Below are 14,375 nucleotides of genomic sequence, written 5' to 3'. Positions count from 1 at the left end.
AAGGGCACACGGCTCTGACACCATGGCTCCTGTGACCTACTCGTACGATGCCCCAGTATCGCAGTCGCTGTTCGACCGTGCCTCCGTTGTGACACCAGGAGGTGTGAACTCTCCGGTTCGCGCCTTCCAGGCAGTGGGTGGTACGCCCCGCTTCATGGTGTCCGGTGAGGGTCCGTACCTCACGGACGCCGACGGCCGGGAGTACGTGGATCTGGTGTGCTCCTGGGGCCCGATGATCCTCGGGCACTCGCATCCGGAGGTGACCGCGGCCGTACGGGACGCGGTGAGCCGCGGCACGTCGTTCGGTACGCCGGGTGCGGACGAGGTGGCGCTGGCCGAGGAGATCACCGCCCGGGTCGCGCCCGTCGAGCGGGTGCGACTGGTCTCCAGCGGCACCGAGGCGACGATGTCGGCGATCCGGCTCGCGCGCGGCTTCACGGGCCGTACGAAGATCGTCAAGTTCGCCGGCTGCTACCACGGCCACGTCGACGCCCTGCTCGCCGCCGCCGGTTCCGGCGTCGCGACGCTCGGGCTGCCGGACACTCCCGGCGTGACGGGCGCGCAGGCCGGGGACACGCTCGTGCTGCCGTACAACGACCTCGAGGCCGTACGCGCCGCCTTCGCCGCGCACCCCGGCGAGATCGCCTGCGTCATCACGGAGGCGTCGCCCGGGAACATGGGCATCGTGCCGCCGCTCGACGGCTTCAACGAGGGGCTGCGGGACCTGTGCCGCGCCGACGGCGCGCTGTATGTCTCGGACGAGGTGATGACGGGGTTCCGGGTCGGCCGCGCCGGCTGGTACGGGCTCGACGGCGTCACCCCGGACCTGATGACCTTCGGCAAGGTGATGGGCGGCGGCTTCCCGGCCGCGGCCTTCGGCGGACGCCGCGACATCATGGATCAACTGGCCCCCGCCGGGCCCGTTTACCAGGCCGGCACCCTCTCCGGGAACCCGGTCGCCACCGCCGCCGGCGTCACGCAGCTGCGGCTGCTGGACGACGCGGCGTACGCGGCCCTGGACGCGGTGTCCGAGCAGCTGCGCGGGCTGGTCACCGAGGCGCTGGCCAAGGAGGGCGTCGCGCACCGGGTGCAGACGGCGGGCAGCATGTTCTCCGTCTTCTTCACGGACGGGCCCGTACGGAACTACGCGGAGGCGAAGGCGCAGGAGTCGTTCCGCTTCACCCCGTTCTTCCACTCGATGCTGGCGCAGGGCGTGTATCTGCCGCCTTCCGCCTTCGAGTCGTGGTTCGTGTCCACAGCGCACGACGAACGCGCCGTCGAACGCGTCGCCGCCGCGCTGCCCGCCGCGGCCCGCGCCGCCGCGGAGGCGACCGCATGAGCGCCGTCGGCCCGGCGGGCGTCGCGGACAGCAAGACCGTGACCGTCGTCCACGTGCTGCGGCACGGCGAGGTGGAGAACCCGGAGGGCGTGCTGTACGGCCGGCTGCCCGGCTACCACCTATCCGACCTCGGCCGCCGGATGGCCGACCGGGTCGCGGAGCACCTCGCCGAGCGTGACCTGACGCACGTCGTGGCCTCCCCGCTGGAGCGCGCCCAGGAGACCGCCGCGCCCATCGCGAAGCTGCACGGCCTGGACACGGCGACCGACGAGCGGCTGATCGAGGCGGAGAACGTGTTCCAGGGCCGCACCTTCGGCGTCGGCGACGGCGCCCTGCGCCGCCCGGTCAACTGGCGGCACCTGCGCAACCCGTTCCGCCCGTCCTGGGGCGAGCCGTACATCGACCAGGTCGTCCGCATGCGCGCCGCGCTCGACGCCGCGCGGGACGCCGCCCGCGGGCACGAGGCGGTGTGCGTCAGCCACCAGCTGCCGATCTGGATTCTGCGGAGCTACGTCGAGCGGCGCCGGCTGTGGCACGACCCGCGCAGCAGGGAGTGCAGCCTCGCGTCGCTGACGAGCTTCACGTACCTCGGCGACCGCATCGTGTCCGTCGGCTACAGCGAACCGGCACGCGACCTCGTGCCCGCCCATCTGCTGCCGGGCGCCAAGCCGGTGCGCGGCGCGAAGGGCCACGGGGCCTGAGGGAACACGGGGACTGAGGGGCGGCGCGGCGCCCGGCAACGGCGCCTGAACGGCCCGTACGTAACGGACAAGGGGGGCGACCAAGATCCCTCGGACGCCCATGCGAAACTTTTCACATGTTCCGAGTCCGCGCTGCCCGAAGCCGTACGACCCTGCTGGCCGCCGGGGCCGCGGCCGGGGTGATGGTGCTGGCCGGCTGCGGTGGCGGCGATACCGGCTCGTCGTCCGGCGACACCCAGTTCGTGCAGGGCACGGGCCAGGTCACCACCGTGCCCGAGGGCAAGCGCAAGGCCGTCCCGGACATCTCGGGGGAGACCGTGGACGGCGGCGAGCTGAAACTGTCGTCGTACCGCGGCAAGATCGTCGTGCTGAACGTCTGGGGCTCCTGGTGCGCGCCCTGCCGCGCCGAGGCGCCGCACCTGGCGAAGGTCGCCAAGGAGACCGAGGACAAGGGCGTCCAGTTCATCGGGATCAACACCCGTGACCTCGACAAGGCCAACGCCAAGGCGTTCGAGCGCACCTACGGCATCGACTACCCGAGCCTGTACGACCCGAGCGGCAAGCAGATCCTGAGGTTCCCCGAGAACAGCCTCTCCCCGCAGACCATCCCCTCCACGCTGGTGCTCGACCGGAACGGGAAGATCGCCGTCCGCGCGCTCAAGGAACTCGGCGAGGAAGACCTGCGCGCCATGCTCAAGCCGCTGACCGCGGAGAAGTGACCGCGTCATGAACGCACTCGCGGCCACCGGCGTCAACGAGACCGTCCTCAGCGGGACGCTCCTGCTCGCGCTGCCGATCGCGGTCCTCGGCGGCCTCGTGTCGTTCTTCTCGCCGTGCGTGCTGCCGCTGGTGCCGGGCTACCTCTCGTACGTCACCGGGGTCAGCGGCACGGACCTGGCGGAGGCCAGGCGCGGGCGGATGTTCTTCGGGTCGGCGCTGTTCGTGCTCGGCTTCACGGCGGTCTTCGTGTCCGGGGGCGCGCTGTTCGGCGGCTTCGGGGGGACGCTGCAGGAGCACCGGGACGTCATATCGAAGGTGCTGGGGACGCTGACGATCCTGCTGGGGCTCGCGTTCATGGGGATCATGTCGCGGTTCACCTCGCGGGAGTTCCGCATCCACAAGCGGCCCGCCGTCGGGCTCGCGGGCGCGCCGATGCTCGGCGTGCTCTTCGGCATCGGCTGGACGCCGTGCATCGGGCCTACGCTGGCGGCCGTGCAGACCCTCGCCTTCAACGAGGCGAGCGCGGGCCGCGGCGCGCTGCTCACGGTGGCGTACTGCCTCGGCCTCGGCCTGCCCTTCGTGGTCGCGGCGGTCGCCTTCCGGCGCACGCTGGGCGCGTTCAGCTGGGTCAAGCAGCACTACGCGTGGGTGATGCGGATCGGCGGCGGCATGCTCGTCGCGGTGGGCGTGCTGCTCGTGACGGGGGCCTGGGACCGGATCGTTTACGAGATGCAGGTGTGGTCGTCCGACTTCACCGTGGGGATCTGAGCGCGATGAGCGAAGACGTGACCAACGGACGCGACTCCTCCGTCGCGGTCGACGAACCGGACGCCGAGGACGACGCCCGTTCGCAGCTGTCGACCGCGCCCGCCGAGGAGCGGGCGCAGGCCGTCCCCGGCTCGTTCGGCGGCGTCCGCGCACCGGGCGCCGCCGGCCGCGCGCTGTGGCTGCTGCGCGAAGTGGCGGGCTGGGCCCGGTGGTTCTGGCGGCAGCTGACGTCGATGCGGGTCGCGCTGATCCTGCTCTTCCTGCTTTCCCTCGCCTCCGTGCCGGGCTCGCTGATCCCGCAGACGTCCGTGGACGCGGTGAAGGTCGACCAGTTCAGGCAGCAGCACGACGTGGTGGCGCCGCTGTACGAGAAGCTGCAGCTGTTCGACGTCTACACCTCGGTGTGGTTCTCGGCGATCTACATCCTGCTGTTCGTCTCGCTGGCGGGCTGCATCGTGCCGCGCAGCTGGCAGTTCGTCGGCCAGCTGCGGGCCCGCCCGCCGCGGGCGCCGCGCCGGCTGGACCGGATGCCCGCGTACACCACCTGGCACACGGACGCCGAGCCGGACGAGGTGCTCGGCACCGCCCGTACGCTGCTGGGCGGGAAGCGGTTCCGGGTGCACGCGCAGGGCGACGCGGTCGCCGCCGAGAAGGGCTATCTGCGCGAGGCGGGGAACCTCCTCTTCCATATCGCCCTGATCGTGCTGCTGCTGGCCTTCGCCGCCGGGCAGCTGTGGAAGTCCGAGGGCGGCAAGCTGATCATCCAGGGCGACGGCTTCTCCAACACCCTCACGCAGTACGACGACTTCAAGTCCGGTTCGCTGTTCGGCCCCGACGACCTCGACTCCTTCGGCTTCCGGCTGGAGGACTTCACCGCGACGTACGCGAAGGACGGCCCGGACGCCACGACGCCCCGCGACTACCGCGCCGACATCACGTACTGGGAGGGCGCCGACGGCAAGGAGAAGAAGACCTCCATCGAGATGAACCATCCGCTGGAGGTCGGCGGCTCCAAGGTCTACCTGCTCGCCCACGGCTTCGCGCCCGTCGTCACGGTCAAGGACGGGCAGGGCGACATCGCGTACCGCGGCCCGGTCGCGTTCCTCCCGCAGGACACCAACCTCACCTCCAGCGGCGTCGTCAAGGTGACCGACTACCGGGACGCGAAGGGCCGCAAGGACCAGCTCGGCTTCCAGGGCTTCTTCGTGCCGACCTTCGGCGGCGCGAACTCGGGCACGATGTTCTCGCAGTCGCCCGAGCTGGACTACCCGGTGCTGTTCCTCACCGCGTACCGCGGCGACCTGGGGCTGGACGCCGGGCTGGCGCAGAACGTGTACCAGCTCGACACCGACAACATGAAGCAGTTCAAGGCCGAGGACGGCCGCGCCCTCGCCCAGAAGATCCTGCCCGGCGAGACGATGAAGCTGCCGGACGGCGCGGGCTCCCTGAAGTTCGAGGGCGTCAAGCAGTGGGCCAACTTCCAGGTCTCCCACCAGGTGGGGAACGGCTGGGCGCTCGGCGGCGCCCTCGCCGCGATCGCGGGGCTGGCGGGCTCGCTGTTCATCCAGCGGCGCCGGGTGTGGGTACGTGCCGTGCCCGCGGCCGACGGCCGTACGGTGGTGGAAATGGCCGGACTCGGCCGCAGCGAGTCCCCCCGGCTCCCCGAGGAGCTGTCGGACCTCGCGATGAGCATGCAGGCCGAGGCGCCTGCCGTAGCAGAACCTTCCGAAGAATCTGCTGAAGGAGCAGGCAAGTGACCATCCTCGCTGCCGCACAGAACGAGAATCTCGCCGAGATCAGCAACTACCTGATCTATTCGGCGATGGCCGTCTACACCCTCGCCTTCTTCGCGCACATCGCCGAGTGGGTCTTCGGCAGCCGCAGCAAGGTGGCCCGTACGGCCGCCGCCCTCACCGCGAAGCGCGGCTCCGACGACTCGGGGGACCGGGAGCGGGAGGAGCCCGCCGCCTCCGCCCCGGCCGTCACCGTACGGAAGGGCGGCAGCACCTCGGTCCTCGAACGCCCCAAGGCCGCGCGCCCGAAGGTGGTCGTACGCTCCGCCGCCGGCCGCCGCGGCGACCTCCCGGACGGGCCCGGCGCCGCCGGCGGCGACGAACAGGGCGACCTGTACGGGCGGGTGGCCGTCTCGCTCACCGTGCTGGCGTTCCTGCTGCACGCGAGCAGCGTGCTGGCGCGCTCCCTGTCCGTGGAGCGGGCGCCCTGGGGCAACATGTACGAGTTCTCGACGGCGTTCTCCATGGTGGCCGTCGGCGCGTACCTCGGCTTCCTGCTGGCGAAGAAGAACGTGCGCTGGATCGGCCTGCCGCTCGTCACCACCGTCCTGCTGGACCTCGGGCTCGCCGTCACCGTGCTCTACACCGAGAGCACCCAGCTGGTGCCCGCGCTCGACTCGTACTGGCTGTGGATCCACGTCTCGCTCGCCATCGTCTGCGGCGCCCTCTTCTACCTCGGCTTCGTCGCCACCGCGCTCTACCTCTTCCGGGACCGCTACGAGACCAAGCTGCTGGCCGGCGGCACCCCGTCGCGCTGGGCCACGTCCGTGCTGGAGCGGCTGCCGTCGGCGTCCTCGCTGGACAAGTTCGCGTACCGGGTCAACGCCGCGGTCTTCCCGTTCTGGACGTTCACGATCGTCGCGGGCGCCATCTGGGCGGGCGACGCCTGGGGCCGCTACTGGGGCTGGGACCCCAAGGAGGTCTGGTCGTTCATCACCTGGGTCGCGTACGCCTGCTACCTGCACGCGCGGGCCACGGCCGGCTGGAAGGGGCGCAAGGCGGCGTACCTCGCGCTGCTCGCCTTCGCGTGCTTCCTCTTCAACTACTACGGCGTCAACATCTTCGTGACCGGCAAGCACTCGTACGCGGGCGTCTGATAACGCTTTCGCCTGCACTTCGCGTGACTCACTGGTGACTGCGCGGATGCCTGTGTAGGTTCGAAGGGCGGCGACAGACAGTTACGCACAGGCCAGTCGGTGCCGGTCGAGGGGGAGTTCGCCGCCAGTGTGCCTGCGACCGGGTGCCGGCGCGACGGACAGGACGCACGGGTGGCAGCAGCGGTTCCCTCGTTCCCCGATCCCGGTTCCGGCCCTCAGCCGTCCACCGCGGGCACGGACCGGTACGAGCCGCGCTTCCTGCTGTGGTTATGGCAGCGGACCGACGGTGAGCTGGACCTGCCCGTGCCCTCGGACAGTTTCGCCGCCCGGCAGAACATCCCCGAGAGCACCGTCCGCGCCGTCGCCGACCGGCTCCGCGGGCACGGCCTGATCCGTACGCACGAGGGCCCCGGCGAAGCCCGTACGGACCTGGCGCCGGCCGTCAGCCTGCGCGCGGCCGGCGCGGACCACGCACGCTGGCTGCAGGCGCGGCGCGCGGACCCGGCGGAGCGCGGGCGCTTCGCCCGTACGGCGCTGCTGGGCTGGATCTTCGCGCAGTCGGACCGGCGGCCGCTGCGCATCGAGGAGTTCTTCGACTCCGGGGAGATCTTCTTCCTCGGCGAGGCGCTGTCCGGCGGCGAGGTCGCCAGGACCGCCGCCTACCTCGCCGAGGCCGAACTCATCGCCTGCGAAGGCCCGCTGTTCCAGGGCCGCGTCGGCTCGCACGTGTCCCTCACCCAGCTCGGCGTGGACTGCGTGCTGACGGGCGCCGACGTCGGCCGGTACGTGGCGCAGTGGCGCCAGTCCGCGCGGCCGGTCAGCAACACGTACGTCGACACGGTGGTCGGCACCGTCCACGGCGACGTCACCGTGCAGCCCCTCTCCACGGTCGAACTCGCCGACCTCGTCGAGCAGTTCGCGCCCGCCCTGGTGCAGGACGAGGAGTCGCTGGCCGCGCTGCTGCGCAGCGCCGACGCGCTGCGCGAGGGCGACGACCCGCACGGCGGCGCGCCGGACCGCCACCACCAGCAGGGCCTGCTGGAACGGATCCGCAGCGCCGTGGGCGGATCGCCGGACTCCGTCGGCCGACAGGTGGTGCTGGACGCGGTGGGGCAGGCGATGCAGCGGCTGATGGGGTAGCGCGGAGCGGGCCGGGACGCCGTACGCGCACGCCGTACGGGGACGCATTACAGGGGGAAGGACAGGAGCACGTGACGGAGCTGTACGCACGGGAACCTCTCGTGCGGGGGCTGGTACCCAAACTGGTGGGCCTGGCGCACGACCGGCAGCAGACCGTGCCGCGGCAGCCCGACGACGACCTTCCGGTGGTGCTGCTGACCGGCCGGCACGGCATGGGCAAGACCGCCGTCCTGGACGAGCTGGCCACCTCGTACGAGGGCCGGCTGCCGCTCGCCCGCGCGGACCTGGCGGCGGCCGCGCCCACGGCGCGTACACAGCTGGGGACGAGCAACGTCTCGGCCGTCGTCGACACGCTGTTCCTGCTGGCCGAGGGGCTGGCGCCGGCGGTGCCGCAGTACGGGCGGCGCCGCTTCGACCGGCTGCTGCCCGGCTTGTTCGCGGTGTCCAGCTGGCACCGCGGGAACGTGGCCGAGCAGACCCTGGCACGCGAGCGCATCGCCCGCCTGCTCACCGCCTGCGAACTGCGGAGCGGCGATGAGGACGAGGGCGACACCGGCGTCGCGTGGATGGCGGACGTCGCCGCCCAACTGGCCGAGGCGAACGGCGACGACGACCTGGAGCCGGTCGCGGACGCCGTCGTACGGCAGTACTTCGACCGGCACGTGGGGCGCCGCGAGGCCCGTACGGTGCTCGACTGGTACGCCGCTCAGTCCAGCGCCGGCGACCAGGGCCCCGAAGTGCTGGTCAAGCTGAGCCTCCGGTTCCACCGCGGCGGCGACTTCCGGTACGACGTCGAAGACACCCTCGTGTCCGCCTTCCTGGCGGACCTGGCCGACGCGTACGGCACGTGGAAGCGCCGCACGGGTACGCCGCGGCCGCTCGCCCTGCTGGACAACGTGCACACGCCCGGCGGCCGGCAGTTGATCGACCTGCTGCTGCGCGCGCGGGCGGGAGCGCGGGCACGCGGTGACCGGCCCGACCCGCTGGTCGTCGTCGCGACGCAGCTCGGGCGCGGCGGTGGCGCGGCCGGTGAACCGGCCGAGCCCGCCGCGATCGCCGACGCCGCGGCCTGGTGCCGGCTGCCCGCGGGCACGTCGCCCGTGCCGCTCCACACGGTCACGCTGCCGCCGCTGAGCCGCCGCGACGTCCTGGCGATGCTCGACCACACGCCGCGCGCCCTGGACGCGTACCTGCCCAGTGCCCTGCACCGGCTCACCGGCGGCCAGCCGCTGGGCTGCGGCGTGCTGAGCGACGCCGTGCTCAACCTCGCGGAGGAGCGGGCGGCGCGGCCGGGGCAGCTGCTGGAGCTCACCACCCCGGACGGCAGGCCCGTCACCGAGGAGCTGCTCGAACGGCTCGTGGGGCAGCCGCAGTTGCGGGACCTGCTGGTGCTGCTGTCCCTCGCGCGCGACCCGGAGGCGGCGGGTGCGCTCGCGACCGCGTACGCGCCGCTCAGCGCCGAGCCGTACCCGGCGGACACCGCCGAACGCGACCTTGAACGGGAGCTGTGGACGGCGGGCGACGGGACGGCGTTCGTGGACGATCCGTTCCTCCGCGCCCTGCTGGTCGAGGAGTTGCGCAGGCGGTGCGCGGGCGACGGCGCCCGGTACCGCTGGCAGGACCTGCACGGCACCCTGCGCGACCACCACACCGCGCTCGGCGCCGAGGGCGAGCCGGACGCGCTGCGGCACACCCTCGCGGCCGGTGCCGCGGAGGCCGTGGTGGACCGGCTGACCGGCTGCTTCGGTGACTGGGAGGCCGCCCGCTGGCTGGACTGCCTGCGGCACGTGGCCACCGCCCCGCACCCGCCCACCGCCGAGTGGGAAGACCGGCGCCAGGAGATCGCCCGCGGCGATCACGACCGGCTGCGTGCCGACACCGACGACGTGCAGCGGTCCGTCCACAGGCTGCTGCACGGACTGTGGTACGTCGTCGACACCGTCGCCGAACCGTCCGAGCAGGCCTGCGCGGACATGGGCCGGGAGCTGGCCTTCCTGGCCCAGCGGCACGTCTCCGGCCACGCCGCGCTGACTTGGGCGTCCCAGGAGTGGCCGCTGGCCGCCCGGGAGAAACGGCCCCTGCCCGCCGCGGCCGGCCCGGGTGGCACCGGCGGCACCGGCGGCACCGGAAGAGCCCAGTGAAGCGAGCCAGCCGTTCAGAGAGCGAGAGGTCATGTCCCCGCAGATACGAGACCGCGTATGGCTCCCGGTGCACAAGTTCCTTGCCGGCGTGGTGTGTTTCCTGGTGCTCGTGGCCGGCGCGGCGCTGGTCGCCGTAAGCCTGGACGACGACGAACCGTGCGCGGAAGGACTGAAGGAGACCGGCCCGGCGAAGGAGTGCATCGGCGTCACCGACGAGGCGTACGTCTTCGAGGACGAACTGGAGGGTCTGATCCGCGGCATCGCGGCCGAGAACGCCCGCGTCCGCAAGGGCTGGGACAGCCCGGAGGACGGCCGTGCCCCCATCCCGTACGTCCGGATCGCCCTCATGATGCCGATGACACGGGACGCCAGCAGCGTCATGACCATCGAGCTGATCCGGAACGCGCTGGCCGGCGCCCACACCGCCCAGCTGCGCGCGAACCAGGACTCGGGGATGCGCTACCAGCTGCTGCTGGCCAACGACGGCAAGGATCTCGACCAGTGGGCGCCCGTCGTCGACCAGTTGGCGGGCATGACCGACGAAGAGTCGCCGCTGGTCGCCGTGATGGGCTTCCCGAGCAGCCATCCGCACACGCAGCGCGCGGCCGAGGCGCTGTCCGCACGGAAGATCCCGGTCGTCGGCCCGGTGATCACCTCGCCCGACATGAGCGCCGACTACCTCTTCAAGACGTCCGCGTCGAACGAGCACTTCGCGCAGGCGTTGGAGCGCTACCTCGAACGGGAGCCCGGCTCCGGCAAGGGGTTCCTGGTCTGGGACTCCAGAAAAGAGGACAACTACTCCGTCAACCTGCGCCAGGTCTTCATGAACCGCTTCGACAAGGACTACGGACTGCGTAAACGGAACGCCTCGTACCTTGGCGAGACCGGCTCCGGGGAGGGCATCCCGCAGCTGTTCGCGTCCATCGCGCAGAAGATCTGCCTGACGAAGGCGGACACCGTGTTCTTCGCCGGGCGCGACCGCGACCTGCCCGGTCTCGTCACCCAGCTCGCGGACCAGGCGTCCTGCGAGCACAAGCGGCCGATCAGGATCATGAAGGTCGGCATCGGGCAGGACCCCGTCTTCACCGACGAGGAGACCACCGAGCGGATGCGGAAGGCCCGTATCACCACGGTCGGCGGCTCGGACGTCGACCCGCGGTGGTGGCAGAAGGGGGAGGGGCAGCCGCCGGGCTTCGACGCGTTCCAGGAGGTGTACGAACGCCTCGCCAAGAAGCTGGACTTGGGCGGGAAGGCGCTGGACGACGGCTACACGATCATGTACCACGACGCGTTCACGGTGCTCGCCCAGGCCGCCGACGAGGCGTACACGGCGGCGAACAGCGAAGAGGGGAAGCGCGAAGGCAAGGACGAGGGTGAGGACGAGGGCGAGCCGCGGCTGCCGTCGAAGGACGATGTCTACAACACCATGACCAACATGAACGTGCTCGGCACGGAGGACGGCAGCGACTGCGTCAACTGCATCCGCGGCGCCAGCGGCACCTTCGGGTTCGACGCCGCCCCCGAGACGGACAAGTGGCCGGTGTGCAAGCCGGTGCCGGTGGTGGAGTACCCGGTGGGGGGCTCGGGTTCGGGCTCCGGCGGGAAGCGGGAGCCCGACTACCGCACGCACGAGGACATCTTCGACGGCAAGTGCCTGTGAGGCCGTGGCGCGTGCCTGTGAGGCCGTGCCCGTGAAGCCCGCGCCCGGCGGCCGTACGAGGGCGCGGGCGGGGCGCGTACGGGCGGTCAGGCCCGTACGGCCCTCAGGTGCCGGCCGGCGGCGGGGTGTCGTCCGGGCCTTCGTCGCCCGTGGTCCCGCGGTTCTTCCGGCGCCGTGCCTCTTCGTCCTCGTTGATCGACTTCAGGAACTCGGGGTTGTCGTCCGGCGCCACCCAGCGCCGCTCCTGCGGGCGCGTGGCACCGTACGGCGCGTTCTTGCGCGGGCGGCCGACAGCGAACCACGCGATCGGGCCCAGCAGAACCTGCCCGAAGAGCAGCACGATGATCACCCATGCGACCTTGGGCAGTTTGCGTACTTCCTTCTCCGGGGTGTTCAGGCAGTCGATGAAGGCATAGATCCACACCGCCAGGACCAGTAGGAACGGCAGATACCTCAGCATGTGGTGCGCCCCCTGGGTGCGAGCGGTTGCGGCGCGGCGTCGCCGTGCGGACGGCGGCCGTACAGGGCCAGCGTAACGGTGCGGGAAAGCCATGGATGATACTGGGGCGTATGGCATACGACGATCTCCGCTCGCTGCTGCGGGCGCTCGAGCGCGACGGCGACCTCAAGCGGATCAGGGCGGAGGTCGATCCTCGGCTGGAGATCGGGGAGATCGTCGACCGGGTGCAGAAGGACGGCGGGCCCGCGCTCCTCTTCGAGAACGTGCGCGGCACCCAGGTCCCGCTGGCGATGAACGTCTTCGGCACCGACCGCCGGCTGCTCAAGGCGCTCGGGCTGACCTCGTACGGTGAGATCAGCGAGAAGATCGGCGGGCTGCTCAAGCCGGAGCTGCCGCAGGGGTTCGTGGGGCTGCGCGAGGCGTTCGGCAAGCTCGGCGCGATGGCGCACGTACCGCCGCGGAAGGTCAAGGAGGCGCCCGTACAGGACGTGGTCCTGCGCGGCGACGAGGTGGATCTGGACGCGCTGCCCGCGCTGTTCACGTGGCCCGAGGACGGCGGCTGGTTCTTCAACCTCGGGCTGACGCACACCAAGGACCCGGAGACGGGCGTGCGGAACCTCGGCCTCTACCGGCTGCAGCGGCACGACCGGCGCACCATCGGGATGCACTGGCAGATCCACAAGGACAGCCGGAACCACTACCAGGTGGCGGCCAAGCGAGGCGAGAAGCTGCCCGTCGCGATCGCCTTCGGCTGTCCGCCCGCGGTGACGTACGCGGCGACCGCGCCGCTCCCCGGTGACATCGACGAGTACCTCTTCGCCGGCTTCACGCAGGGCAAGCGGATCGAGATGGTCGACTGCAAGACGGTGCCGCTGCAGGTGCCCGCCGCCGCCGAGGTGGTGCTGGAGGGGTGGCTGGAGCCGGGGGAGATGCTGCCGGAGGGCCCGTTCGGCGACCACACCGGCTTCTACACGCCGCAGGAGGACTTCCCGGCGCTGCGGATCGACTGCGTGACGATGCGGAAGCGGCCGGTCTTCCAGTCGATCGTGGTGGGGCGGCCGCCGACGGAGGACGGGCCGCTGGGGCGGGCGACGGAGCGCTTCTTCCTGCCCCTGCTCAAGATCATCATCCCGGACATCGTGGACTACCACCTGCCGGAGGCGGGCGGCTTCCACAACTGCATGATCGTCGCGATCGACAAGAAGTACCCCAAGCACGCGCAGAAGGTCATGCACGCCATCTGGGGCGCGCACATGCTCTCCCTGGAGAAGCTGATCGTGGTGGTGGACGCCGACTGTGACGTGCACGACCTGCACGAGGTCGCCTGGCGCGCGCTGGGCAATGCCGACTACGCCCGCGACCTGACCGTCGCGGAAGGCCCCGTCGACCACCTCGACCACGCCTCGTACCAGCAGTTCTGGGGCGGCAAGGCGGGCGTCGACGCCACCGCGAAGTGGCCCGAGGAGGGCTACACGCGGGACGGCGGCTGGCCGCAGATGATCGAGTCCGATCCGGACATCGCCGAACTGGTCACCAAGCGCTGGAAGGAATACGGGCTGTGAGCACCGCTGAGGGCGTGCCGGTGCCCGGTCCCACACGGCCCGAGACCGGCAGAGTACGGGCCTTCCTGCGGCTCGTGATGATCGAACACTCCGTGTTCGCGCTGCCGTTCGCGTACATCGCCGCGCTCGTCGCGATGTTCCACGACGACTCCACCGTCCACTGGCGGCAGCTCCTCCTCGTCACCGTCGCGATGGTGACGCTGCGCACCTTCGCCATGGCCGCGAACCGGATCATCGACCGCGAGATCGACGCCCGCAATCCGCGCACGGCGGGACGTGAACTGGTCACCGGCGCCGTGACCGTACGGACGGCCTGGACCGGCGCGCTCGTCTCCGTCGTGATCTTCCTGACCTCGTGCGCCCTGCTGAACCCCCTCTGCCTCGCGCTCTCCCCTCTCGCGGTCATCCCGATGGTCGTGTATCCGTACGGCAAGCGGTTCACGGACTTCCCGCACGCCATCCTGGGTCTCGCCCAGGCCATCGGGCCGACCGGCGCCTGGATCGCCGTGACCGGAGCCTGGTCCTGGGACGCGGTCGCCCTCGGCCTGGCCATCGGCATCTGGATCGGCGGCTTCGACCTGATCTACGCCTGCCAGGACGTGGCCACGGACCGGGCCCAGGGCGTCCGCTCCTTCCCCGCGCGGTTCGGGATCGCCGCCTCGCTGTACACCGCGCGCGGCTGCCACGCCGTGACGGTGGCGCTGCTGGCGCTGTTCGGGTCGCTGACCGGGGCCGGGCTGCTCTACTGGCTGGGCCTGCTGATCGTGGTCGGGGCGTTCGTCTACGAGCACTCCGTCGTCCGGCCGACGGACCTGTCCCGGCTCAACCGCGCCTTCTTCACGGTGAACGGGATCATCGGCATCGTGCTCTTCGTCTTCGCCCTGCTCGACCTGGTGGTCCGCGGCCTCACGGGGTGACCCGTGGCCCGCGGCAGCACGCGGCGGTCTTCGTACAGCGGTCCGGTACGGCGATCCCGTACGGCGGCGGTCCCGGC

The 14,375-nt window shown here is 71.4% G+C and carries 12 protein-coding genes; 11 read left to right on the top strand and 1 reads right to left on the bottom strand.

What is annotated here, in order from left to right:
* The first annotated feature begins 31 nt into the window (after nt 1-31).
* The 9 genes from hemL to DVA86_RS10775 all read left to right on the top strand — a co-directional run bounded on the left by hemL (nt 32) and on the right by DVA86_RS10775 (nt 11,359).
* Nucleotides 32-1,339: a glutamate-1-semialdehyde 2,1-aminomutase gene (gene hemL / locus DVA86_RS10815; RefSeq protein WP_208877712.1), complete on the top strand. Its 1,308-nt coding sequence runs from the start codon at nt 32-34 to the stop codon at nt 1,337-1,339.
* On the top strand, nt 1,336-2,040 hold the full coding sequence (locus DVA86_RS10810; RefSeq protein ID WP_208877710.1) for a histidine phosphatase family protein: 705 nt from the start codon (nt 1,336-1,338) through the stop codon (nt 2,038-2,040). Before hemL ends, DVA86_RS10810 begins: the two co-directional genes overlap by 4 nt.
* 116 nt (nt 2,041-2,156) lie before the next feature.
* Entirely contained in the window at nt 2,157-2,759 is a 603-nt protein-coding gene (locus DVA86_RS10805) for a TlpA family protein disulfide reductase (RefSeq protein ID WP_208877709.1), read from the top strand.
* 7 nt (nt 2,760-2,766) lie between these two features.
* Nucleotides 2,767-3,528 (top strand): cytochrome c biogenesis CcdA family protein, encoded by a 762-nt coding sequence (locus DVA86_RS10800; protein ID WP_208877707.1) that lies wholly within the window; start codon nt 2,767-2,769, stop codon nt 3,526-3,528.
* A gap of 5 nt (nt 3,529-3,533) precedes the next feature.
* A complete protein-coding gene (resB, locus tag DVA86_RS10795) occupies nt 3,534-5,285 on the top strand; it encodes a cytochrome c biogenesis protein ResB (protein ID WP_208877705.1) in 1,752 nt (583 codons plus the stop codon).
* Nucleotides 5,282-6,418 carry a c-type cytochrome biogenesis protein CcsB gene (gene ccsB / locus DVA86_RS10790; protein WP_245996481.1) on the top strand — a complete coding sequence of 379 codons (1,137 nt, stop codon included), beginning with the start codon at nt 5,282-5,284 and terminating at the stop codon, nt 6,416-6,418. The genes resB and ccsB overlap by 4 nt, the downstream gene beginning before the upstream one ends.
* A 171-nt stretch (nt 6,419-6,589) precedes the next feature.
* Nucleotides 6,590-7,558 carry a helix-turn-helix domain-containing protein gene (locus DVA86_RS10785; protein ID WP_208877704.1) on the top strand — a complete coding sequence of 323 codons (969 nt, stop codon included), beginning with the start codon at nt 6,590-6,592 and terminating at the stop codon, nt 7,556-7,558.
* A gap of 71 nt (nt 7,559-7,629) precedes the next feature.
* Complete coding sequence (locus DVA86_RS10780) at nt 7,630-9,699, top strand: ATP-binding protein (RefSeq protein ID WP_208877702.1); 2,070 nt, start codon at nt 7,630-7,632, stop codon at nt 9,697-9,699.
* Nucleotides 9,700-9,730: 31 nt separating this feature from the next.
* The gene (locus DVA86_RS10775; RefSeq protein ID WP_208877701.1) at nt 9,731-11,359 is read left to right on the top strand and encodes an ABC transporter substrate-binding protein; all 1,629 of its coding nucleotides are present in this window, start codon (nt 9,731-9,733) and stop codon (nt 11,357-11,359) included.
* A 103-nt stretch (nt 11,360-11,462) separates the two neighbouring features.
* On the opposite strand, the gene DVA86_RS10770 is transcribed toward DVA86_RS10775, so the two are convergent.
* Nucleotides 11,463-11,819 carry a PLD nuclease N-terminal domain-containing protein gene (locus tag DVA86_RS10770; protein ID WP_208877699.1) on the bottom strand — a complete coding sequence of 119 codons (357 nt, stop codon included), beginning with the start codon at nt 11,817-11,819 and terminating at the stop codon, nt 11,463-11,465.
* Nucleotides 11,820-11,929: 110 nt separating this feature from the next.
* Here DVA86_RS10770 and DVA86_RS10765 point away from each other — a divergent pair, with 110 nt between their 5' ends.
* Together DVA86_RS10765 and mqnP are read left to right on the top strand one after the other, a co-directional pair.
* The gene (locus DVA86_RS10765) at nt 11,930-13,381 is read left to right on the top strand and encodes a menaquinone biosynthesis decarboxylase (RefSeq protein ID WP_208877697.1); all 1,452 of its coding nucleotides are present in this window, start codon (nt 11,930-11,932) and stop codon (nt 13,379-13,381) included.
* Entirely contained in the window at nt 13,378-14,298 is a 921-nt protein-coding gene (mqnP, locus tag DVA86_RS10760) for a menaquinone biosynthesis prenyltransferase MqnP (protein ID WP_208877696.1), read from the top strand. The genes DVA86_RS10765 and mqnP overlap by 4 nt, the downstream gene beginning before the upstream one ends.
* Nucleotides 14,299-14,375: the final 77 nt, after the last annotated feature.

This window comes from Streptomyces armeniacus, from assembly GCF_003355155.1.
In the GTDB taxonomy this organism is placed as follows: domain Bacteria; phylum Actinomycetota; class Actinomycetes; order Streptomycetales; family Streptomycetaceae; genus Streptomyces; species Streptomyces armeniacus.
This window is presented reverse-complemented; position numbering and strand designations above follow the sequence as displayed.

Excerpts from the sequence above, each read along its gene's own strand:
- DVA86_RS10810 (WP_208877710.1), top strand. The coding sequence starts at position 1,336 with ATGAGCGCCGTCGGCCCGGCGGGCGTCGCGGACAGCAAGACCGTGACC.
- DVA86_RS10805 (WP_208877709.1), top strand. The coding sequence starts at position 2,157 with ATGTTCCGAGTCCGCGCTGCCCGAAGCCGTACGACCCTGCTGGCCGCC.
- DVA86_RS10800 (WP_208877707.1), top strand. The coding sequence starts at position 2,767 with ATGAACGCACTCGCGGCCACCGGCGTCAACGAGACCGTCCTCAGCGGG.
- resB (WP_208877705.1), top strand. The coding sequence starts at position 3,534 with ATGAGCGAAGACGTGACCAACGGACGCGACTCCTCCGTCGCGGTCGAC.
- DVA86_RS10775 (WP_208877701.1), top strand. The coding sequence starts at position 9,731 with ATGTCCCCGCAGATACGAGACCGCGTATGGCTCCCGGTGCACAAGTTC.
- DVA86_RS10770 (WP_208877699.1), bottom strand. The coding sequence starts at position 11,819 with ATGCTGAGGTATCTGCCGTTCCTACTGGTCCTGGCGGTGTGGATCTAT.
- DVA86_RS10765 (WP_208877697.1), top strand. The coding sequence starts at position 11,930 with ATGGCATACGACGATCTCCGCTCGCTGCTGCGGGCGCTCGAGCGCGAC.